The following is a 20,735-nucleotide window of genomic DNA, read 5'->3' as shown; positions in this document are numbered from 1 at the left end:
CCTTCATGAGCTGTACGCCGAATTCTCTTCGACATAGGCGTGCGACAGATCGGTGGTCCGGATGGTCGCCGTCTGATCCCCGGCGCCGAGGTCGATGAGCACTTCGACATCCGGCCCGGACAAATCGATATCGCGGGCACCGTCGACCCCAGTGCAGTTGGCGCATACCAGGTTTCCGTTGAACGACACGGTGACGCGATCCGGGTCGAGGTCCACCGGCGCCATTCCCACCGCTGCGAGCACCCGACCCCAGTTGGGGTCGGAACCAAAGAGGGCGGTCTTGACAAGGCTGTCGCGAGCGACGGTCCGAGCCGTGGCAACCGCCTCGTCCTCACTGACCGCGCCGGTGACGGTGATCAGGATCCGTTTGGTGACACCCTCGGCATCGGACTGCAGCTGCGCGGCCAGGTCGTCGCAGACCCGGACCACCGCCGCGGCGAATTCCTGCGCATCGGGCGTGATCTCGCTTGCTCCGGAGGCCAAGAGGAGCACCGTGTCGTTAGTGGAACAGCTGCCGTCGACGTCGAGCCGGTCGAAGGTGCGTGCGGTCGCCGCCCGCAACGCGGAATCCAGCTGCGCGGCGGGCACCGCGGCGTCGGTGGTGATGACCACAAGCATGGTCGCCAGGGAGGGCGCCAGCATGCCCGCGCCTTTGGCCATGCCACCCACTGTCCAACCGTCTTTATGGTGCAGTGCAGCCTCTTTGGGCACGGTATCGGTGGTCATGATGGCGTGCGCGGCATCGGTGCCGCCGCCCAGCCCTCCGGCCAGCTCGTGCACGATTTCCCGCACCCCGGCGAGCACCTTGTCCATGGGCAGCCTGTCGCCGATGAGCCCGGTAGAGCAGACGGCGACCTCAATGGCCCCTGTCTCGGTGCCCCAGTCGCTGAGAGTCTTCGCAACCTCTTCCGCGGTGGCGTGGCTGTCCTGAAATCCGAGTGGTCCGGTGCAGGCGTTGGCTCCGCCGGAATTGAGGATCACGGCGCGTAGACGGCCCGTGCTGAGTACCTGCTGTGACCAGAGCACGGGCGCGGCCTTCACCTTGTTGCGGGTGAACACTCCTGCCGCGGCGTAATCGGGCCCCTCGTTGAAGACCAGGGCAAGATCCGGCCTACCGGACACCTTGATCCCGGCGGCGATTCCGGCCGCCTTGAAACCTGCGGGCGCGGTGACGCCCTGCGTGCGCACCAATGGTGAGGTCGCATCAGGCGCGGATGAGCCGCTTGCGCGAAGACCATCGGTCACGGTGCCACCCCCACGATGGTCAGACCGTCACCCTCCGGCCATCCGAGGGCGAGGTTCATGGACTGAACCGCGGCTCCGGCGGTGCCCTTCACGAGGTTGTCGATCGCCGCGATCGCCACCAGCACACCAGCGTCGGGGTCGACCGCGAGGCCGATGTGTACGGCGTTGCTCCCCGATACCGCCTTGGTGGTGGGCAGTTGCCCTTCGGGAAGTACATGAACGAACGGCTCATCGCGATACGCCTCCTCGTAGGCCTCCCGGATCTGAGCCAGGGTTGCCGTGGTCGGCGCGGTACACGTGGCAAGGATGCCGCGGGGCATGGGGACCAGCACCGGCGTGAAGGAGACGGTGACCGGATTGCCGGATGGATGATGCAGTCCCTGAGCGATTTCCGGGGTGTGCCGATGCGCTCCGGCAACGTTGTAGGCACGCGCGGACCCCATCACCTCGGACGCCAACAGGTCGGCCCTGGCGGCACGCCCGGCGCCCGTGGTGCCGCTCACCGCCACCACGGTGGCCGTGGGTTCCACAAGGCCCGCCGCCACCGCAGGGGACAACGCCAACAGTGCTGCTGTCGGATAGCAGCCAGGAACGGCGACGCGTCTGGCGCCGTGTAGGGCATCGCGCTTGCCCGGAAGCTCGGGCAGGCCATACGGCCAGCTTCCGGCATGCTGTGAGCCGTAGTAGCGCTGCCATGCGGCGGCATCGGTCAACCGAAAGTCCGCACCGCAGTCGATGATGAGAGTCTGCGGCCCCAGCTCATCGGCGATCTTGGCCGAGGAACCGTGTGGGAGCGCCAGAAACACCACGTCATGACCCCGCAACAGTTTGGGATCGGTGGGCTGTAGTTTGTGGTCAGCCAAAGGTGTCAGATTCGGGTGATGCTCGATGAGGCCGCTGCCGGCATTCGAACCAGCGGTCAGCACTCCGATACGCAGGCGGCCCGCGGCGTACGCCGGATGTGCGAGCAGCAGGCGCAAGATCTCACCGCCGGCGTACCCGCTGGCACCGGCTACCGCGACCGAGAACCCAGTAGTCATGGAACCAATTCTGTATCATTATGCAGACAAGCGCAAATATATTCGACGAGTCGTCGTGAATTCGTGGTCAACCTCAACTTGAGCTAAACGGTGTAATGCCCGGTTCCCACAGCTACGGTAGAAGTAGCTGGCGAATAACGCCAGCAGTCGATAACGAGCGAGAACGAATACGAGAAGGGAGCCTTCCATGTCGGATCGTGCCGATCGTCAGCGCCAGGAGCAGCACCGCGAGCAGGCTGACCAGCGCCGGGGACAGTAAGACCTGCTAGGCGCGTTGGGTTGCCCCAACGCGCTCGGCCGCAGAGGCCACCGCCGTCATCCGTGCGGCGGTGGCCTCGTCTTCTGTGAGGGTGCGGTCAGCTGCCCGGAAACGCAGCCGGAAGTTCAACGATTTGTTGCCCTCGCCAACCTGCGGTCCGGTGTAGACCTCCACGAGCCGCACATCTTCGATCAACTCACCCGCACCGTCGCGCAGCGCGTCGGTGACCGCATCGGCAGGGACCGTCTCGGCGACTATCAACGAGACGTCCTGAAGAGCAGCGGGAAACGGCGAAATCCTTGGTGCAGGAAGCGAGTTGGTGACGGGAAGTGCATCGAGGCTCAGTTCCAGAGCGCACGTGCGCTTGGGCAGTCCGAGGCGTTCGATCACCGCCGGATGCAGCTCACCGGCATGCCCGACGACCTGGCCGTCGGCCACAATCTCTGCACACCGGCCCGGGTGCCAGGGCAACTCGTTGCCCGCTCGCAGCGACAGGTCCACATAGGCGGCACGCCCGATGATCCGGGCCGCCTCCAGCGCGTCGGTGACATCTGCGGCACGTCCACGCCCCCACGGCCCACTCGGCTCGCGCACCCCGGCCAGCACCAGCGCCACATGGACCGGCTGCGCGGGCAAGGATTCGAGCAGGGCAGTCAGCTCGGCCTCGGAGGGGCGATCGGTGACATCGAGCAGCGGGATCGCCCGAGTCTCCTCGGTCGGCCGTACAACCTGACCGATCGTGAACAGCGCCACATCGGAGGTTCCACGAGAAATGTTGCGCGACAAAGCCTCGAGCACACCGGGCAACAGGGTGCTGGCCAGCTCTGGGCGATCGGATTCCAACGGGTTGAGAACCTTTGTGGTGCGGCGGCGTGCATCGTCGCCGTCCAGGCCCCATGCGTCGAATACCCCAGCCGGCAAGAAGGGCATCGGCAAGATCTCGGTGTATCCGCTGAGGGCCAACGACTTCCCCACCGCGCGGCGACGGCGTTGCCTTGGCGTGAGACCGCCGCCTTGTGGCGCCGCGGGCAGAATCGACGGGATGTCTTCCAGGCCTTCGAGGCGCAGCACCTCCTCGACCAGGTCTGCGCCCTCGACAATGTCGGGGCGCCAGCTCGGCGGTATGACCCGCAGTGTGTCGCCCTCCGCAACCACCTCGGCGCCGATCTGACGGAGCCGGTGTTCTACCACTCCGTCGGCGTAGGCAACCCCGGCGATGCGTGCCGGCAGATCAGTGGCCATGACGATCTCTGACCGAGCGTCGCCGTCGGCGGACCAGTCGGTGAGCTCGGCAGGCGTGCTACCGCCCGCGATGTCACGCAGTAGAGACGCGCAACGATCAAGCGCGGCAACCGATATCGCAGGATCCACGGAACGCTCGTAACGGCGCCCCGCCTCGCTGTGCAGGTGCAGCCGCCGTTGGGTGCGCAGCACGGCGGCCGGATCCCACACCGCGGCTTCAAGAAGCACGTCAGTGGAGTCGTCGCGCATCTCGGTGCTACCGGCGCCCATCACACCGCCGATGGCGGTGACACCGGCGTCGTCTGCGATCAGGACGTCGCCGGGTTCAAGCATGCGCTCGACGTCGTCGAGGGTGACCACTGTTTCGCCGGGTGTCGCGAACCGCACCCGGAAATCCCCGCTGATCCGGGCGTTGTCGTGTGCGTGCATGGGATGCCCGATTTCGAGCATCACATAGTTGGTGGCGTCCACCGCCGGCGAGATGGCGCGGATTCCGCAGAGCATCAGCCGTCGCTGCAGCCACCATGGCGATACCGCCGTCGGATCGATGCCGACTACCGGCCGTAACCCGAAGCGCTTGACTCCGGTCCCGGCATCGATATGCACGGGCAGCGATGGTCCGTCGGCCGGGAGTGACGGTACCGCAGCGGGATCGACGAACTCCAGGTCATACGCACACGCAAGATCACGCGCCAGTCCGCGAACGGACAGGCAGTATCCGCGATCGGGGGTAATCGACAGATCGAAGATGGCGTCGTCGAGTCCGACCACCTCGATGGCATCGGCACCAGGCTCGGCGGTCCCCCGCGGCAGCACCAGAATGCCCGCTGATTCCGACCCGATGCCGAGCTCGGTCGTCGAGCAGATCATCCCGTCCGAGGTGTGCCCGTAGGTCTTTCGTGTCGCGATGGTGAAGTTGCCGGGCAGCGTGACACCCGGAAGTGCCGCCACCACGAGATCATCGACTGCGAAGTTGGATGCACCACAGACGATTTCACGAGGCTCTGCCTCGCCGACATCGACCAGGCAGAAACGGATCGGCTTCTTGAACTCGGTGAGCTCGGTGATCTGGACGACTCTTCCGACCACGAGCGGACCGGTAACCGGTCCGGGGACGATGACCTCTTCCACCTCGTGGCCGATGCGGATCAGGGTTTCCTCGATACTCGCAGGAGTGGCGGAGAATTCCGGGGCGCCAGCGCGCAGGACCTCGATAAGCCAGCTGTAGGGAATGCGCATCAGGCACTCACCCCGAACGGAAGGCTGAAGCGCACGTCGCCTTCTATCATGTCGCGCATATCCGGGAGGCCATTGCGGAACTGCAGGGTGCGTTCCAGTCCCATGCCGAAGGCAAAACCGCTGTATTCGTTGGGGTCAATACCGCTGGCTCGCAGGACATTCGGGTTGACCATGCCACAGCCACCCCATTCAACCCAGCCTGCACCACCCTTCTTGTTCTCGAACCAGACGTCCACCTCGGCGGAGGGTTCAGTGAACGGGAAGAAGTGCGGGCGCATCCGGGTGTGCGCCTGCGCCCCGAACATCGCCCGGGCGAATGCATCGAGAGTGCCCTTGAGATTGGCCAGGGTCAGTCCGCGATCCACGGCGAGCCCTTCCACCTGATGGAAGGCGGGCAGATGTGTTGCATCGATTTCGTCGGTGCGGAAGGCACGCCCCAGCGAGATCACGTAGACGGGCAGTTCGCGTGCCAACAGGGTACGGACCTGAACTGGTGAGGTGTGCGTGCGCAGCACCTGTCGAGAATCCTCGGGGGCGATGTAGAAGGTGTCCTGCGTGCTGCGTGCCGGGTGATCGGGCAGGAAGTTGAGGGCATCGAAGTTGAAGTGTTCGGTCTCCACCTCTGGGCCATCGGCCACCTCCCACCCCATCGCGACGAAGGTGTCCGCGATGTGTTCGGAGAGAATCGTGATCGGATGGCGCGCGCCGATGGGCTGCCGTGTCGAGGGCACCGTCACATCGATGCGTTCCGCGACGAGTACCGCCGCGTCACGTTCGGCACGCAATACGTCAAGCCTGACGTCGTAGGCCTGTTGTGCCCGGGTACGCATGGCGTTGACGAGCTTTCCGGCCTCGGCCCGTTGATCCTTGGGCAGTGCGCCGAGAGCCTGACGGGCCAGCGCCAAGGGCGACTTCTCCCCCAAATGGTCGATCTTCGCCTGCGCGAGTGCGTCCAGGTCGCCCGCGGCGTCGAATGCCGCCCGAGCAGCATCGACGGCGCTCGTCAGAGCTCTCTCTGATGGGTCCACGGAAGGATCCTGCGAGTGATCGGCCACGGATGCCGATCATAGGGTAAGCCGGGTTAACCACCTTCCGGTCATGCCCGACGCGCGTCCGGGCAGCCGCCTAGTGTCGACGGTGTGAATGGCGAAGCGGTGCGCCGCTGGATCTTCGAAAGGCATTGTCACCCGGTCAGTGCGTGGTCGCGTTGGGCAACGACGCCGCTGTTGCTCGTGCCGGTGTGGACCCGGCAGTGGCGGTGGGCAATCCCGATCGGCATCTGGCTCGTGATCAACCCGGTCGTGACGCCGCCACCCGGGGATGACAGGTCGTTCGCTACGCGCGCCATACGCGGCGAGGAGATCTGGATGACCAAACCCACCTCGGATACCGCCCTCACCGCGTTGAGCCTCCTCGGCGGTGCCGCGCTGCTCTCGGCGCTTGTGGCCGCATGGCGTCGTTCGTGGGTCGGGGCAACTGTGGGCACCGCGATATCGATGGTGATCACGCTGCTGGCCTGGCGTCGCTACGCCCTGATCTGGGAGACGAGCCGGAACCGACGGTAATGTCCGATTTCCGCTAGCACTGTGGCGCGGTGGCGGGCATGCTCGGATGCATGGAACTTGACGCGGAGGCCTGTTACCGGGCGGTGCAATCCCGTGACACGCGATTCGACGGGCAGTTCTACACGGCGGTTCGCACCACGGGAATCTACTGCCGGCCGTCCTGTCCCGCCATCACACCAAAACGACAGAACGTCTCCTTCCACCCCACCGCCGCCTCCGCTCAGGCCGATGGCTATCGGGCCTGCCGGCGCTGCCAGCCGGACGCGGCGCCTGGATCACCACTGTGGAACATCAAGTCCGACTTGGCTGTCCGGGCCATGCGCCTCATCGGCGACGGTGTGGTCGAGCGCGAAGGAGTGGAGGGGCTATCTCGCGCCCTGGGATACTCGAGCCGTCAACTCAACAGGGTTCTGCTGGCCGAGCTCGGCGCCGGCCCGCTGGCCCTGGCACGGGCCAACCGGGCCACCACCGCACGCCTGCTGATTCAGCGGACCGAGCTGGCGATGTCCGATATCGCCTTTGCGGCAGGTTTTTCCAGCATCCGGCAGTTCAACGACACGATCGCGGCGGTGTTCGCGACGACACCATCGAAGCTGCGGATCGAGTTACCCCGCCGAGAAAACGTCGCGTCCGCTCCGATACCTGGCGGTGTCAGCCTCAAACTTCCCCTGCGGCAACCTCATAACGTCGCCTGGTCTACTTGGCTGCTGGAACATCACTGCGCACGCGGTGTCGAAGACTTTTCCGAAGGGCGGTACACCCGGGCGCTGAGGATGCCTCATGGTCCGGTCGTGGTAACCCTGACGGTGTCCGCCGATCAGGTGCGGGCGGACCTGCAGCTCAGTGATATGCGAGACCTGGCGCCTACGGTGGCGCGCCTGCGTCACCTACTTGACCTCGACGCCGATCCCGCGGCGGTCGACGGCGCGTTGCTGTCTCATCCCGCGCTGGCCCCCCTTGTCGCCGAGGCTCCCGGGATCAGGGTTCCCGGGACGGTCGACGGGTCAGAGCTGCTGTTGCGCACCATGATCGGTCAGCAGATCTCGGTTTCCGCGGCCAACACGGCGACGGCGAACCTGGTTGCCGCACTCGGTGAGGAAGTGACGGACACGACGGGAAGGGTCACTCACCTCTTTCCCACGGCCGAATCTGTCGCTGCCGCGGACGCGGGGGTAATGGTTGGTCCCGCGGCACGAATCGGCGCAATCGTCGAAGCAGCGGATAGGCTTGCGACGGGCAAACTGGAGTTGCATCAGGGCGTGACCGCCACCGACATGCGCCGGCAGCTATTGGAAATCAAGGGAATCGGACCATGGACCGCGGACTACGTGGTGATGCGTCAACTCGCTGATCCCGATGTCCTGCTCGAACACGATCTGGTGCTGCGCCGTGGCGCGTTGTCCGAGGGCATCGACCTCGCCGCCGCCCGCGGCTGCTCGCCGTGGCGTTCCTATGTATCTATGCATCTGTGGCGCAAGGGGATCGCCGCGCAGACACGTCCACGCACCCACACCCGGAAAGGAAACTCATGAGCGACTACACGACTCTGACCACTCCGATAGGACCGTTCACCGCCATCGTCGACAGATCGGGCGCGGTCCTGGCATCGGGATGGACGGACTCCCCCGACCTGCTGCGCTCGTTGATTCATCCGGCTTTGCGCCCGCAGACCCTGAGTCGCAAGCGTGACCTCGGGAAGGTCACCAAGGCTGTCACCGACTACCACGCCGGCGATCTGACTGCCATCGACCCGATCCCCGTCACCCAGCAGTCCGGAGAATTCCTGATGCATGCCTGGGACGTGTTGCGTGAGGTCGATCCGGAGGCGCCCATCACCTACAGCGAGTTCGCCGCACGCGCTGGGCGACCCGCCGCGATCAGGGCAGCCGCCAGTGCGTGCGCGCGTAACGCGGCGGCGCTCTTCGTCCCGTGTCACCGGGTGTTTCGGGTCGGCGGCACGTTGGGAGGCTTCCGATATGGGCTTCCCATCAAGCGATGGCTACTTGATCACGAGGCTCCCGCCGCGACCTGACCCACTGGGTGAGGAGTACCGCTGCGAACGCGGTGGGTACCGCCGCGGCGAGGGTCTGGGCATCTTCGGAAAACATCATGAGGGCGAACAGTCCGCCGAATCCTAAGAGCACCAATCGAAGTGCAGACCAACGCGGTGTACGCAGGGAAAGTGTGTGCGCGGCGAACATTCCGAGGAGAAGTGCTGTGAGGTGCCCCACCTCGGTAAAGGTCTGGTTGCACGCGATGGACACGACGCCCACGGAGATCCAGCCCGCCATCCACGAGCCGCGCCAGCGCGGCGGGATCGATGCCGTGAGCGCCCCGACAACGGCAGCCGTTCCATAACTCATCCCCACATCGCTGGCTCTTGCCAGAGATACCGGGGCCCAGTGCATCCAGATCGCCAGCGCCGTACCGACTCCGACGATGAGGGTTGCACCTATGTGCCCGAGCACGAATGTCAACGCCAAACGTCCACTGCGCCATTGAAGTTCAGCCGACGCGAGGATGCAGATTAAGCCGGGTAGCCATAGATAAATCGGTCCCGCATCGGTGACAAAGGCGCTGCCGATAAGCGTCCCCAGCCGCCCCTGATGCAGGTTGTGCAGATTGGTACTCGCATGCGCGACGACTCGGTCTTGCATGCGTGGCCCTTCCATAACCAGCACGCTGGCCACCGCGACCAGCGCGACCGCATAAGCGATCGTCACTCGTAGCCGGATTAGCGCGGCCCAGACTCTCCGCATGCCCCATGATCGCACCGGCTAGGTGCGACCGTCATCCCCCGCCGCTGGCAGTTCCCTGCGAGTTTCGAGCAGGTACATCTTCATATTCTCGGGCACACCCGCGGGCCTGCTGGAGAAGAGCGGTCGCCGGACGGGTGTAGGTGTCAGGCCCAGGTGATCAAGAAGCACCAGGGGCACCTTGGCAAGCGCGGGTTGCGAGATCGCCAGACCACCCTTGGTGGCGCTCTCCATGACACGAGCCGCGATGTTCACGTCGACGCCGAGCCAGTCCGATCCGATGCGCTGGGGCGTGCCGGTGTGGATGCCGATCCGCATGAGCGGCGTATATCCCTGGATTTCAACGTTTCTCAATGCCTCGCGGGCAGGAATAACAGCACGCAGGGCCGTCACCGGGTCGTCGAAGACGGCCATGATGCCGTCACCCATCCGCTTGACCACCTGGCCTCCGGCATTGAGCATGGGTGGCTCGGCGACAGATGCCACGCGGCGCAGCAACTTCAGGGTCGCCTCGTCGCCGGCCTCCAGTGCCCATCCCGAGAATCCGACGAGGTCGGTGAACACCAGCGTGACCTCGCGATTGGCCGGTTGCTTGCTCACCTTCTCGGTGAACGCCTGCCAGATTTGCAATGCGCCGAACCCAAACTCGCGGAACGCGGTGTCCCTGTCGGTCACCAACCGGTCGGCCGCACGTGCCACCGCACTCGCCCCACCAAAACCGCTTGTTGACAACGGATCACCGAAAAATGGGTCGCCAGGCAATGAACGCCGGGCGCGGCGTACCGCCGCCACGACGGTCGGATCGCGATCCATCTTGCGAAACCAGGTACCAGCTGTACGTGACGCGCGCGCGATCTGCCGCGACGCAGGCTCGGTGGGATCGGACTCTTCCGCCGGCGCCGCGTTCTCCGATGACTCCACAGCGAGGTCATGCCGCACAGGCCCACGGGTGCGGCCTCGCCTGCGCTTACGGAATCCAGAGTCGTGCTCCCGGTCCGGTTCGGCATCGAGGCCTGACGGCTCGACATCCACCGCATCAGCCTATGTGCTGGGGTGTGCGGCGGCAATCTCACCGTTGCCAGTGTCGCCATGGCCGAGCCCGTCTCCTGGTAGCGGCAGCGTGGAGCTTCGGACACGGTTGGCAAACGGTTCTCAACACCCCAGGCACACTCGTGGACAACGTCAGTCGTCACCCATATCGTGCGTGATAGGCGCCACATAGGAGGGTCAACGATGACATCCGCCACTGCCAGCCGGGGTGCTCGGCGATCCGCGCGCGAGTGCTCGTCTCGGGTGCGATCGCCTGCCGAACCAGTGCATGAAATCGATCAGAACGATGCACCGCAACCACTGGGCCCAGATTCGCTGACATGGAAGTACTTCGCAGATCTGCGCACCGGGCTGCTTGGCGTGTGGATCGGATCCATCCAGAACATGTACCCGGAGTTGGGCGCCGGCGTCGAGGATCATTCGATCCTGCTGCGCGAACCCCTGCAACGGGTGACGCGTTCGGTCTTTCCCATCATGGGCGTGGTCTACGACGGTGATCGCGCCGCGGACACTGGTCGCCAGATCCGGGGGTACCACGACACCATCAAAGGTGTCGATGGCAAGGGTCGCCGATACCACGCACTCAATCCGGAGACCTTCTATTGGGCCCACGCCACGTTCTTCATGCTCATCATCAATACCGCCGAGTACTTCTGCGGCGGGCTCACCGAGGCAGAAAAGCGGCAGCTGTTCGCCGAGCACGTCCAGTGGTACCGGATGTACGGCATGAGCATGCGGCCGGTGCCCAATTCCTGGGACGAGTTCCAGGAGTACTGGGAGCGGGTCTGCGATGACCAACTGGAGATCAATCGGGCGACGTTGGACATCTTCCACATTCAGATCCCGAAGCCGAAGTACGTACTGATGCCTGACTTCCTCTGGCATCAGATCTGGAACCCAGCCCGGGCATTTCAGAACTGGGTCGCTGCCGGAGTCTTCAGTTCTTCGGTGCGCGAGAAGGCCGGTATGCGTTGGACCTCCGGTGACGAAGTGCTCCTGCGATTGTTTGGCAAAGTGGTGCAGCTGGCGTTCAGTCCCCTGCCGGACGACATCCGGCTCCATCCCCGCGCAGTATCGGCATACAAGCGTGCACGGGGAGAGTTGCCGCCTGATGCGCCCCTCGTTGAGGCACCCAAGATCACTGCTCCGCCCCGGGACAGGCGGGGACTGCCCATGCACTACCTACCGCCTTCGAGCCAGCCCACGTCGTTCACCGCACGCGCGGGAGAGTTGCTGCATGCCGCCTTCTCGTTGGCCTCTCCTTCGTGGGCCATCCGGGCCGTCCGGGGCGGCCGCGAGGTCGCGTAACACCTGTTAACGCAGCTTTTACAGGGCCCCACTATGACGTAGGCCACATTTTCGCGGTGGACATTTCTGTCGCCTGGCAGGCGAAATTAGCTCGTCCGGACAAGGGGTTTACTCCCCTGTGGGCGGTTCGACACACGCCGTTCACTGGGTGATTGACGCAGCATAAGAACACATTCGGACAGCCTGTCCTTTGTTGATTGCCGGCGTCCAGCAACACGTCATCAACTCACAATGAACGAAAGTAGAAAGTGAGCGAGCGTGTTTCCGACAGTGATTTCTGTGAGAAACCTGTGAAGAACGGTCGGCGGCACCGTTTGAGCGGGCGTATCTTTCCGTCAGCTCACATAACGGGCTCATCACACCGACACGTAATCGACGACGCTGCAATAGCTCCCAAACTCAGGTACCGGTCCATATCCGCAAGGGGAAAACGAGGCACTCACATGGCAGTACTCCCACGCACAGCGGCCGTCATGGCGCTGTTCACCGCGATCTGCACTCTGGGAACGGCAACCGCCCATGCCGATCCGGTGACGATGGCGCCCCAGACCTACACCAAGGTAAGTCGTGACGGGTGGACTCTGGTTATCCGGAGCGACCACGAGACGATCAACTCGGTGCCCAACCTGGCCGAGGCCTCCAACTCCCGCGAGGCGTTCGTGACCTTCGACGCGACGGCAATCGCCACCGGAGGCTCCGCCCCGATCACCGACAGCTTGTTCATCGCGGGATATCAACTGGGTTGTCAGACAGATGTTTCCAGCGGTCTGCAGATCGGTGGCACCGGCGGTCTGGCGGGGTCTGTGGGCTACAGCGGCGCGCCGTCCGTTGGCGGTTCGGGTGGTGTCGCCGGGTTTGTGCAGACCATCTTGCAGCCCGGAGTGATCACCGACCTCCCCCTGGCCAACATGGCGTTGAGTGATGGCGGCAAGGCGATGCTCGATGTCGACAACCTGCACATCAAGGCGGATGCCTGTGGCGGCGATGTCACCATCCGGTCGTACGTCTACCTGCGGATCTCGACAGCCGCCGCCCACACCTCGTTCGCCGTTTACGGCGACCCGATGAAGATCTAGGGAGGGTTCTCGTGCCGAAACGAAAGATTATCGTCACTGCCGCCGGTGTGGCTGGAGCCCTGGCGCTGGCAGGGCTCAGCGCGCCGATGGCGGCGGCCGACCCGCCAGGCATCCCGTTCGTGCCGGGCGTCCCGGGACCGCTCCCGGCCACCCCGGGTAGCTATTGGTACATGTACAACAACTTCTATTCGCCCTCGCCGGCCACCGTGGATGCTCGCGGTGTGAAGATCAGCAGCAACTCTGATTTGGCGGCCACGGCGAGCGGTCTGCCCGGCAGCAAGCTAGGCAACAGCGCGCACCCGGCCAACCTGCTGACCGGTGCGAGCACCCGCAACGGAATCCAGGGTGGCGAGACGCCAGCGGCGCCAGCAAGCACCACCGGTGTGCAGTTCGCCGCCGGTAACGAGAACGGTTTGGTCGAGGACCCATATGGGCGGCCCCCGGCTGAGGCTGCCCCTGCTGCCGCGGAACCGCCTTCTGTAGCCAGCGTCCCGAGCTCCGTCGAAGCTGCTGCGCCGGAGTCCATGTTCCCGGGTGCACCCGCGTCGCCGGTTCTTGAATCGCCGGACGGCAAGCCCGTGGGTTCCGAGCCCGCGGCCGGCTAGAGGCCCGGACCAACGTCACACGATGAGCCCCCCTGTTTTGCAGGGGGGCTCATCGTGTGACGCAGTCGCTTGACGAAAACAGAGCGAGTGACGGGACTCGAACCCGTGTGAACGGCTTTGCAGGCCGGTGCCTAGCCTCTCAGCCACACCCGCGTCGAGCAACGATGATGCCGAACCACGGTGCGCGACACGAGTGTTGGACTCAGGCTGATCTCAGCGCAGGCTAGCCGGCGAGGCCGGAGTAGTCCGCGCCGGTCAGCTCCACCGACTTCTCCCACAACCGAGCGGCCAGCTGCGGATCGCGGGCCTCTTTGTTACGCGGCGCACGCTTCACCGGACCGCGCATACCTTGCAGCTGCGTGGGCCCGAGGTAATCATCGGGCTGCACGTCGGGCATGGTCGCCGCGTACAGCTCACCCTCGGCCCCCTGACGCTCATCCTGTAGCACCAGACCCATACCGAAGTAGAAGGCCTTCTGTAGGCCGGGCAGATTCGGGATCATGGAATCGAAGAGGTTTGTGGCGGCCACGCCCGGGTGCACATTGACCGACAACAGTGGGGATCCGGCGGCTGCCGCCTTGCGGGCCAGCTCCGAGCCGAAGAGCATGCACGCGAGCTTCGAGGCCCGGTAGGCGGTCAGACGGTTGTACGGACGCCGGGTGAAGTTCAAATCGTCGACGTCCAGGTTGTTGCGTCCCTGCGCATGCGCGATGCTGCCCAGCGAGATGACTCGTGGTGCATCGGCGGCGAGCAAGGAGGGCAGCAGCGCGTCGGTGAGCACGAAGTGGCCCAGATGGTTCACGCCAATCTGCGTCTCGAACCCTTCGGCGGTGCGCCGCAGTGGGATGGCCATCAGACCTGCGTTGTTGAGCAGCACGTCGACCTTGGGTGCCTGGGTGCGGATCGCGTCGGCGGCGGACCGTACGGAGGCCAGGCTGGTGAGGTCGAGCTCTACGAGCGCATGGTCGGCCTTCGGTCCGAGCGCGCGGACCTTGTCCAGCGCCGCCCGCCCGGTCTCCTGGTTGCGGCAGGCCAGCACGACGCGTGCGCCTGCGCGAGCTAGCGCCTCGGCGGCGACGAGACCCAGGCCATTGTTCGCGCCGGTGATGACGTGTGTCTTACCGGTCTGGTCGGGAACATCCGACTCACGAAAGTGCCTGATCTGCAGGGGTGCGGGCATTAGGTTCCTCGATCCGTGGAAGTTACTAGTACTCGTCGTTACGGCTTTGTCGGATAGTACTGGAGGCTATTGACCGCGGTGCATCCGCGCCGTGGCGTACAGGCAAATCGACGCGGCGCTGGCCAAGTTGAGGCTTTCGGCTCCCCCGCGCATCGGGATGATGATCCGATGTGTCGCCAGGGCGGCTGTCGCGCCGTCGAGCCCGTGCGCTTCGTTTCCGAAGATCCAGGCGCAGGGCCCGCGGAGTACCGAGTCGGCATCGTCGAGCGACAGCTCGCCGTCGAGAGTGGTGGCCAGCACTGCCCCACCCCGCGCGGTGAAGTCCTCGGCGATCGACGCCGCGTCTCCCGCCGGTATGACCGGAATATTGAAAATGCTGCCCGCCGAGGCGCGCAGGCTCTTGCCGTTGAACGGGTCGACACTGTTTCCGGCCAGTACGACGGCATCGGCGCCCATCGCGTCGGCAACGCGGATCAGGGTGCCCGCGTTGCCGGGTTCCGAGATATCAACAGCGACAACGACAAAACGGGGTGAAAGCGCAGCGATCTGAGTCCAGGCGGCCGCGATGGAGCGGCACTCGGCTACCAGCCCGACTGGACTCACGGTGTCGGACAACGCTTTCGCGGCCCGCTCGGTCACCAGGTGTACGGGAGCGTCAACCAACAGGCCGACGAATCGCTGCGCGGCGTCCTCGGTCGCGAAGACACGTTCTACCGCACCGGACCGCAGTGCGGCCTCGACCAGGTTGGGGCCCTCCGCCAGAAAAAGACCGGCCCGCCGACGGGCGGCGGGCCGGTGCAGCTTGACCGCGTCGATCACAGTTTGTGACCGCTCAGTCAGAGCCGAGTTGCTCAGGCGGCTTCCCCGGCTGGAGCGTTGACGTCCGCAGGCAGCGCGGCCTTGGCGACCTCGACCAGCGCGGTGAACGCGGCCGCATCGCTGACGGCCAGCTCGGCGAGGTTCTTGCGGTCAACCTCGACGCCCGCGATCTTCAGGCCCTGGATGAGGCGGTTGTAGGTGATGTCGTTGGCGCGAGCCGCCGCGTTGATACGCGTGATCCACAGCTTGCGGAAGTCACCCTTGCGGGCACGACGGTCCCGGTATGCGTAGGTCAGCGAGTGCAGCTGCTGCTCCTTGGCCTTGCGGTACAGGCGCGACCGCTGACCGCGGTAGCCCTTCGAGGCCTTCAGGATTGTCCGGCGCTTCTTTTGGGCGTTGACGGCCCTTTTCACGCGTGCCATAAGTCTTCCTTATTAGTGATTTCTAGTGATGCAGTGTGGTGCTATGTATTGGGGTGGTCGTGAACGCGGCTGCTAGCCGGTCAGCATCTTCTTGACGCGCTTGGTGTCGTTCTCTGCAACCACGGCGCGGCCGTCGAGACGACGGGTCCGACTGGTGGGCTTGTGCTCCAGCAGGTGGCGACGGTTCGCCTTCTGGCGCACGATCTTTCCGCTACCGGTGGTGCGGAAGCGCTTCGACGCACCGCTGTGGGTCTTGGCCTTGGGCATCTTGGTGTTCCCTGTCCTTCGTTTTCCGTACTAGGTCTGTTCGGTGGGCGCTTGCTCGGCCGGTGGGGCCTCCTGGGCTGGGGCCGGCCCCGCAGGGGCTTCTGCCTGCTGGGCTGCCTTGGCCCGGGTCTTCGCACCCCGGTGCGGCGCCAGCACCATCGTCATATTGCGGCCGTCCTGCTTCGCGGAGGTCTCCACGAAACCGAACTCGGCGACGTCTGCGCCGAGCCGCTGCAACAGCCGGTAGCCCAGTTCGGGCCTCGACTGCTCACGTCCTCGGAACATGATCGTGACCTTGACCTTGGATCCGGCCTCCAAGAAGCGCACAACGTGGCCCTTCTTGGTTTCATAGTCGTGATCATCGATCTTGGGCCGAAGCTTTTGTTCCTTGACAACGGTCTGCTGCTGGTTCTTGCGAGACTCGCGCTCCTTCAGAGCCGTCTCGTACTTGAACTTGCCGTAGTCCATGATCTTGCAGACCGGAGGCCTGGCGTCTGGGGCTACCTCGACAAGGTCGAGATCGGCGTCTGCGGCGACGCGAAGTGCATCTTCGATCCGCACGATGCCGACCTGCTCGCCTTTCGGGCCGATCAAGCGGACTTCGGGTACACGGATGCGTTCGTTGATGCGGGTCTCAGTGCTGATGTGGCCTCCCTGGCTCGTCCTCTACTGTCGTGACCGGAACACGGATCGACAGGGACACAAGCGGGGTCCATCAGCACTCTGCTCATTACGAACAGAAAAGCCCTGCTCATGGCAGGGCCCGAAGCCGACCGGTCAACGACGAAATACGCCGTTCTGCAATCGCAGAACAACCACCCGAAGGTGGCTGGACCGGACCGCTGTACCTTGTGGCCAGCGGTGGGAGCGGGACTCCACTTGATGTCCCCGACGGAGCCGGGAACGGTCGCGCATGACAGTCTAGCAGCCGTGACCGATGACCTTGACCATCACGACGAGCCCCTCACCGACTCGATCCGCGAGCTCGCCGACATCCCGGCGATCGAGGTGATTACCAAGGCCATTGTGATGCTGATGAGCTCCAGCGCCGAAAAACTGGGCCTCTCCTCCCCCGATCCCGACGAAAGCCCGCATCGTGATCTGGATGAGGCGCGTCGGCTGATCACCGCACTCGCCGGTCTGGTGGCGGCCTCGGTCGAATACCTGGGCCCGCACGCCGCGCCGATCCGCGACGGATTGCAGAGTCTGCAGAAGGCATTCCGCGAAGCCAGCGCCGTCCCGGATGAACCCGGCCAGGGGCCCGGCGAGAAGTACTTGCGCTGAGCGTCAGTGAACTCCCAGGTACACGGCCTATCCTCGCTAGGTGACATCTGAGGTTTCTGTCTCACCGCCACTAGCCGGCCCGGGAATTGGCAAGACCCCCAAGCCGATTCCGTCGCCCACCTCGACACTGCACTGGGTACCGACCTTCTTCGGGTGGCTCGTCGGGGTTTTCGCGGCGATGATCTTCCTGTCGAGCATCTCGCCGATCATCCGGCACCTGACGCAGGTTCCCCGAGCGTTTATCGACGAGTATCTGTTCGACTGGCCGGATACCAGCCTCGCGTGGGCCTTCGTGCTATCACTGCTGGCGGCGGCACTCGCGGTGCGCAAGAGCATGGCGTGGTGGATCCTGCTGATCAACCTGTCGGTGCTGTCGGCCCTGAATATCGGCGGTTTCATCCAGCATCGCGACACCGTCGAGATCCTTGGGCTGGTACTCCACGGCGGCACGATCATCCTGCTGATCCTCGCGCGTCATGAGTTCTACGCGAAGGTGCGTCGCGGTGCGACAGTCAAGGCCGTTGCCGTGCTCATCGGCGGTTTGGCCCTCGGAACGCTCGTCGCCTGGAGTCTCACCGAGATGTTTCCGGGAACCTTGGCGCGATCCGATCGTTTTTGGTGGGCGCTGAACCGGGTGGCCGGGTTCTCCCTTGCGGGCCACGAGTTCTTCGACGGTCATCCGCATCTGTTCCTCAACTGGCTCTTCGGCCTGTTCGGGGCGCTGGCCTTGATGTCCGCGGCAGTGGTGCTGTTCCGCTCCCAACGCGCGGTCAATGCGCTGACCGGCGACGACGAATCCCTGATTCGGGGCCTGCTGGATCGGTACGGGCAGGATGATTCCCTCGGATACTTCGCGACACGGCGCGACAAGGCGGTGATTTTCGCGCCCAACGGCCGCGCGGCCGTGACATATCGCGTGGAGGTCGGTGTCTGCCTGGTCAGCGCGGACCCCATCGGGGACAAAGCGGCGTGGGGCCAGGCCATTGCCGCGTGGCTGCAGGTATGCCAGGCATACGGCTGGGCGCCCGCGGTGATGGGCGCGAGCGCCGAGGGCGCGCTCGCCTACCGCGAACACGGCCTGAACGCACTGGAACTCGGCGACGAGGCGATCCTGTACCCGCGGTCATTCTCGATATCGGGTCCGCATATGGCAGCGGTCCGCCAGGCCGTCAACCGTGCCCGGCGCTCGGGACTGTCGGTGCGTATCCGCCGCCATCGTGAATTGACGGCGGACGAGGCGAAACAGATCATCACCAACGCCGACATGTGGCGTGACGGCAACACCGAACGCGGATTCTCTATGGCCCTCGGGCGTTTGGGGGACTCGACCGACGGTGACTGCCTGCTGGTGGAGGCTGTCGACCCAGACGACAACGCCGTAGCCATGCTGTCACTGGTGCCCTGGGGCGCCAATGGGGTCTCCCTCGAATTGATGCGCCGTTCGCGTCAATCGCCCAACGGCACCATCGAATTCATGGTTACCGAGCTACTCACCCAGGCAGAGGCCATGGGAATCACCCGGGTTTCCCTCAACTTCGTGATGTTCCGCTCCGTCTACGCGGACGGCTCCCGTATCGGTGCGGGCCCGGTGCTCCGGCTGTGGCGCTCGGTATTGATGTTCGCCTCACGGTTCTGGCAGTTCGAGCAGTTGTACCGCTCCAATGTGAAGTATCAGCCCGAATGGGTGCCCCGATTCGCCTGCTACGAGGACGCCCGACTCATCCCCCGGATCGGCGTCGCGTCGGTGATCGCCGAGGGGTTCCTGGTCTTACCGTTCGGCAATCGGGACAAGCCACGGCATACCGGTCAATACAGTGCGGTGCCTCAGGCCATCGTGGCAACCGGACTGCTGCACCACGATGGCACCGCCCCCGACCTGCCGCCGCAGCCAACAACGCTGCAGCGGGTGCCCGAGCAGGTCAAGGTGCGGCTCGGCAAGCTTGCCGCCTTGCAGGAGCGAGGAATCGACGCCTACCCGGCCGGCTCACCGCCCAGCCACACCGTCGCCGAGGCGCTGGCCGCCGCCGACGGTACCGAGGTCGTCGTCAGTGGTCGTCTGCTGCGCATCCGTGACTATGGCGGTGTGCTTTTCGCGCAGCTGCGCGACTGGTCGGCAGAGGTACAGGTGCTCATCGACGACCCACTTCTGCATGAAGAGTTCACCGCCGCCATCGATCTCGGCGACCTCGTCGAAGCCAGTGGGGTCATGGGTCAGTCGCACAACGGCACCCGGTCCGTGCTGGTGCGATCGTGGCGAATCATCGGTAAGTGCCTGCATCCGTTGCCCGATAAGCGAAAAGGTCTCACCGACCCCGAAGCAAGGGTGCGCGCTCGATACCTTGATCTGGCGATCAACCCAGAGGCTCGCCACCAGATAGCGGCACGCAGCGCGATCATCACGTCTCTGCGCAACACCTTGCTATCGCAGGGATTCTTAGAGGTCGAGACGCCGATCTTGCAACAGGTACACGGTGGAGCCAACGCGCGCCCATTCCTGACGCATATCAACGCCTACAACCTGGACCTGTATCTGCGCATCGCGCCCGAGCTGTATCTCAAGCGACTCTGCGTGGGTGGCGTGGAAAGGGTCTTCGAACTGGGCCGGGCCTTCCGCAATGAGGGTGTGGACTTCAGCCATAACCCCGAATTCACCCTGCTGGAGGCGTATCAGGCTCATGCCGATTATCTGACGTGGGCCACGACAACCCAACAGCTGATCCAGAACGCCGCGAAGGCAGCGCATGGCAGCGAAGTGGTGATGCGCGCGGGTGGAGAAGGCACGGACGGGAAGCTGGCCCCCGTCGATATCAGCGGCGAGTGGCCGATCATCCCGGTGCACCAGGCGGTGTCGGCGGCCCTCGGCGAACAGATCGACGCAACAACGGAGGTGCCTACGCTGCAACGGTTCTGCCGATCAGCGGAGGTGCAGTTCAATCCGAGGTGGGATGCCGGGCACCTAGCGCTCGAGCTCTACGAGCAGCTCGTCGAAAAGCACACCACCACACCCACGTTCTACAGCGACTTTCCGGTGTCGGTGTCCCCGCTGACGCGCCCACACCGGAGCATCGACGGTCTCGCCGAGCGGTGGGACCTGGTGGCCTGGGGTGTCGAGCTCGGCACCGCGTACACCGAATTGACCGACCCGGTGGAGCAGCGTCGACGCCTGTACGAGCAGTCGCTTCTCGCGGCGGGTGGTGACGCCGAGGCCATGGAAATCGACGAGGACTTCCTGCGTGCGATGGAATATGCGATGGCACCCACCGGCGGTATGGGTATGGGTGTCGACCGCGTGGTCATGCTCATCACGGGGCGCAGCATTCGCGAGACCCTGCCGTTCCCGCTGGCCAAACCCCGATAACCACGACGAACCTGTTCGGA

19 protein-coding genes and 1 tRNA gene are annotated in these 20,735 nt (G+C 64.7%); 8 read left to right on the top strand and 12 right to left on the bottom strand.

What is annotated here, in order from left to right:
- Window positions 1–3: 3 nt before the first annotated feature.
- The 4 genes from argJ to pheS form a co-directional block, all read right to left on the bottom strand.
- Window positions 4–1,245, bottom strand: a complete 1,242-nt coding sequence (argJ, locus tag DSM43276_RS10325; RefSeq protein WP_078330659.1) for a bifunctional glutamate N-acetyltransferase/amino-acid acetyltransferase ArgJ — start codon at window positions 1,243–1,245, stop codon at window positions 4–6.
- The gene (argC, locus tag DSM43276_RS10320) at window positions 1,242–2,285 is read right to left on the bottom strand and encodes an N-acetyl-gamma-glutamyl-phosphate reductase (RefSeq protein WP_078330658.1); all 1,044 of its coding nucleotides are present in this window, start codon (window positions 2,283–2,285) and stop codon (window positions 1,242–1,244) included. Before argC ends, argJ begins: the two co-directional genes overlap by 4 nt.
- 265 nt (window positions 2,286–2,550) lie before the next feature.
- Window positions 2,551–5,025 carry a phenylalanine--tRNA ligase subunit beta gene (pheT, locus tag DSM43276_RS10315; RefSeq protein WP_078330657.1) on the bottom strand — a complete coding sequence of 825 codons (2,475 nt, stop codon included), beginning with the start codon at window positions 5,023–5,025 and terminating at the stop codon, window positions 2,551–2,553.
- Window positions 5,025–6,080 carry a phenylalanine--tRNA ligase subunit alpha gene (gene pheS, locus DSM43276_RS10310; RefSeq protein ID WP_109556215.1) on the bottom strand — a complete coding sequence of 352 codons (1,056 nt, stop codon included), beginning with the start codon at window positions 6,078–6,080 and terminating at the stop codon, window positions 5,025–5,027. The genes pheT and pheS overlap by 1 nt, the downstream gene beginning before the upstream one ends.
- Before the next feature lie 84 nt (window positions 6,081–6,164).
- On the opposite strand from pheS, the gene DSM43276_RS10305 reads away from it, so the two are divergent.
- The 3 genes from DSM43276_RS10305 to DSM43276_RS10295 are packed head-to-tail and all read left to right on the top strand — an operon-like array spanning window position 6,165 to window position 8,622.
- Window positions 6,165–6,590: a DUF6653 family protein gene (locus tag DSM43276_RS10305; protein ID WP_078330656.1), complete on the top strand. Its 426-nt coding sequence runs from the start codon at window positions 6,165–6,167 to the stop codon at window positions 6,588–6,590.
- 50 nt (window positions 6,591–6,640) lie between these two features.
- Entirely contained in the window at window positions 6,641–8,122 is a 1,482-nt protein-coding gene (locus DSM43276_RS10300; protein WP_078330682.1) for an Ada metal-binding domain-containing protein, read from the top strand.
- Window positions 8,119–8,622: a methylated-DNA--[protein]-cysteine S-methyltransferase gene (locus tag DSM43276_RS10295; protein ID WP_078330655.1), complete on the top strand. Its 504-nt coding sequence runs from the start codon at window positions 8,119–8,121 to the stop codon at window positions 8,620–8,622. Before DSM43276_RS10300 ends, DSM43276_RS10295 begins: the two co-directional genes overlap by 4 nt.
- On the opposite strand, the gene DSM43276_RS10290 is transcribed toward DSM43276_RS10295, so the two are convergent.
- On the bottom strand, window positions 8,579–9,313 hold the full coding sequence (locus DSM43276_RS10290) for a rhomboid-like protein (RefSeq protein ID WP_078330681.1): 735 nt from the start codon (window positions 9,311–9,313) through the stop codon (window positions 8,579–8,581). The two genes, DSM43276_RS10295 and DSM43276_RS10290, sit on opposite strands and share 44 nt — an antisense overlap.
- Before the next feature lie 54 nt (window positions 9,314–9,367).
- On the bottom strand, window positions 9,368–10,378 hold the full coding sequence (locus tag DSM43276_RS10285) for an adenylate/guanylate cyclase domain-containing protein (RefSeq protein ID WP_078330654.1): 1,011 nt from the start codon (window positions 10,376–10,378) through the stop codon (window positions 9,368–9,370).
- Between the two features lie 201 nt (window positions 10,379–10,579).
- Here DSM43276_RS10285 and DSM43276_RS10280 point away from each other — a divergent pair, with 201 nt between their 5' ends.
- The 3 genes from DSM43276_RS10280 to DSM43276_RS10270 all read left to right on the top strand — a co-directional run bounded on the left by DSM43276_RS10280 (window position 10,580) and on the right by DSM43276_RS10270 (window position 13,385).
- The gene (locus tag DSM43276_RS10280) at window positions 10,580–11,704 is read left to right on the top strand and encodes an oxygenase MpaB family protein (RefSeq protein WP_078330653.1); all 1,125 of its coding nucleotides are present in this window, start codon (window positions 10,580–10,582) and stop codon (window positions 11,702–11,704) included.
- Between the two features lie 473 nt (window positions 11,705–12,177).
- Entirely contained in the window at window positions 12,178–12,780 is a 603-nt protein-coding gene (locus tag DSM43276_RS10275) for an MspA family porin (RefSeq protein WP_234803078.1), read from the top strand.
- An 11-nt stretch (window positions 12,781–12,791) separates the two neighbouring features.
- A complete protein-coding gene (locus tag DSM43276_RS10270) occupies window positions 12,792–13,385 on the top strand; it encodes a hypothetical protein (protein WP_078330651.1) in 594 nt (197 codons plus the stop codon).
- 82 nt (window positions 13,386–13,467) lie between these two features.
- On the opposite strand, the gene DSM43276_RS10265 is transcribed toward DSM43276_RS10270, so the two are convergent.
- The 6 genes from DSM43276_RS10265 to infC all read right to left on the bottom strand — a co-directional run bounded on the left by DSM43276_RS10265 (window position 13,468) and on the right by infC (window position 16,718).
- Window positions 13,468–13,538 (bottom strand) — tRNA-Cys (locus DSM43276_RS10265).
- Between the two features lie 70 nt (window positions 13,539–13,608).
- Window positions 13,609–14,565: an oxidoreductase gene (locus DSM43276_RS10260; protein ID WP_078330650.1), complete on the bottom strand. Its 957-nt coding sequence runs from the start codon at window positions 14,563–14,565 to the stop codon at window positions 13,609–13,611.
- Window positions 14,566–14,631: 66 nt separating this feature from the next.
- On the bottom strand, window positions 14,632–15,384 hold the full coding sequence (locus tag DSM43276_RS10255) for a TrmH family RNA methyltransferase (protein WP_078330649.1): 753 nt from the start codon (window positions 15,382–15,384) through the stop codon (window positions 14,632–14,634).
- A gap of 32 nt (window positions 15,385–15,416) precedes the next feature.
- Window positions 15,417–15,806: a 50S ribosomal protein L20 gene (gene rplT / locus DSM43276_RS10250; RefSeq protein ID WP_078326191.1), complete on the bottom strand. Its 390-nt coding sequence runs from the start codon at window positions 15,804–15,806 to the stop codon at window positions 15,417–15,419.
- A 72-nt stretch (window positions 15,807–15,878) separates the two neighbouring features.
- On the bottom strand, window positions 15,879–16,073 hold the full coding sequence (gene rpmI, locus DSM43276_RS10245; RefSeq protein WP_078326192.1) for a 50S ribosomal protein L35: 195 nt from the start codon (window positions 16,071–16,073) through the stop codon (window positions 15,879–15,881).
- Window positions 16,074–16,103: 30 nt separating this feature from the next.
- Entirely contained in the window at window positions 16,104–16,718 is a 615-nt protein-coding gene (infC, locus tag DSM43276_RS10240; RefSeq protein ID WP_078326193.1) for a translation initiation factor IF-3, read from the bottom strand.
- A 285-nt stretch (window positions 16,719–17,003) separates the two neighbouring features.
- Here infC and DSM43276_RS10235 point away from each other — a divergent pair, with 285 nt between their 5' ends.
- Window positions 17,004–17,357, top strand: coding sequence for a DUF1844 domain-containing protein (locus DSM43276_RS10235; protein ID WP_078326194.1), 354 nt, complete (start codon window positions 17,004–17,006; stop codon window positions 17,355–17,357).
- A gap of 85 nt (window positions 17,358–17,442) precedes the next feature.
- Window positions 17,443–20,715 (top strand): bifunctional lysylphosphatidylglycerol synthetase/lysine--tRNA ligase LysX, encoded by a 3,273-nt coding sequence (gene lysX / locus DSM43276_RS10230; protein WP_169053101.1) that lies wholly within the window; start codon window positions 17,443–17,445, stop codon window positions 20,713–20,715.
- Window positions 20,716–20,735 lie beyond the last annotated feature (20 nt).

It is taken from the genome of Mycobacteroides salmoniphilum (assembly GCF_004924335.1).
GTDB lineage: Bacteria > Actinomycetota > Actinomycetes > Mycobacteriales > Mycobacteriaceae > Mycobacterium > Mycobacterium salmoniphilum.
This window is presented reverse-complemented; position numbering and strand designations above follow the sequence as displayed.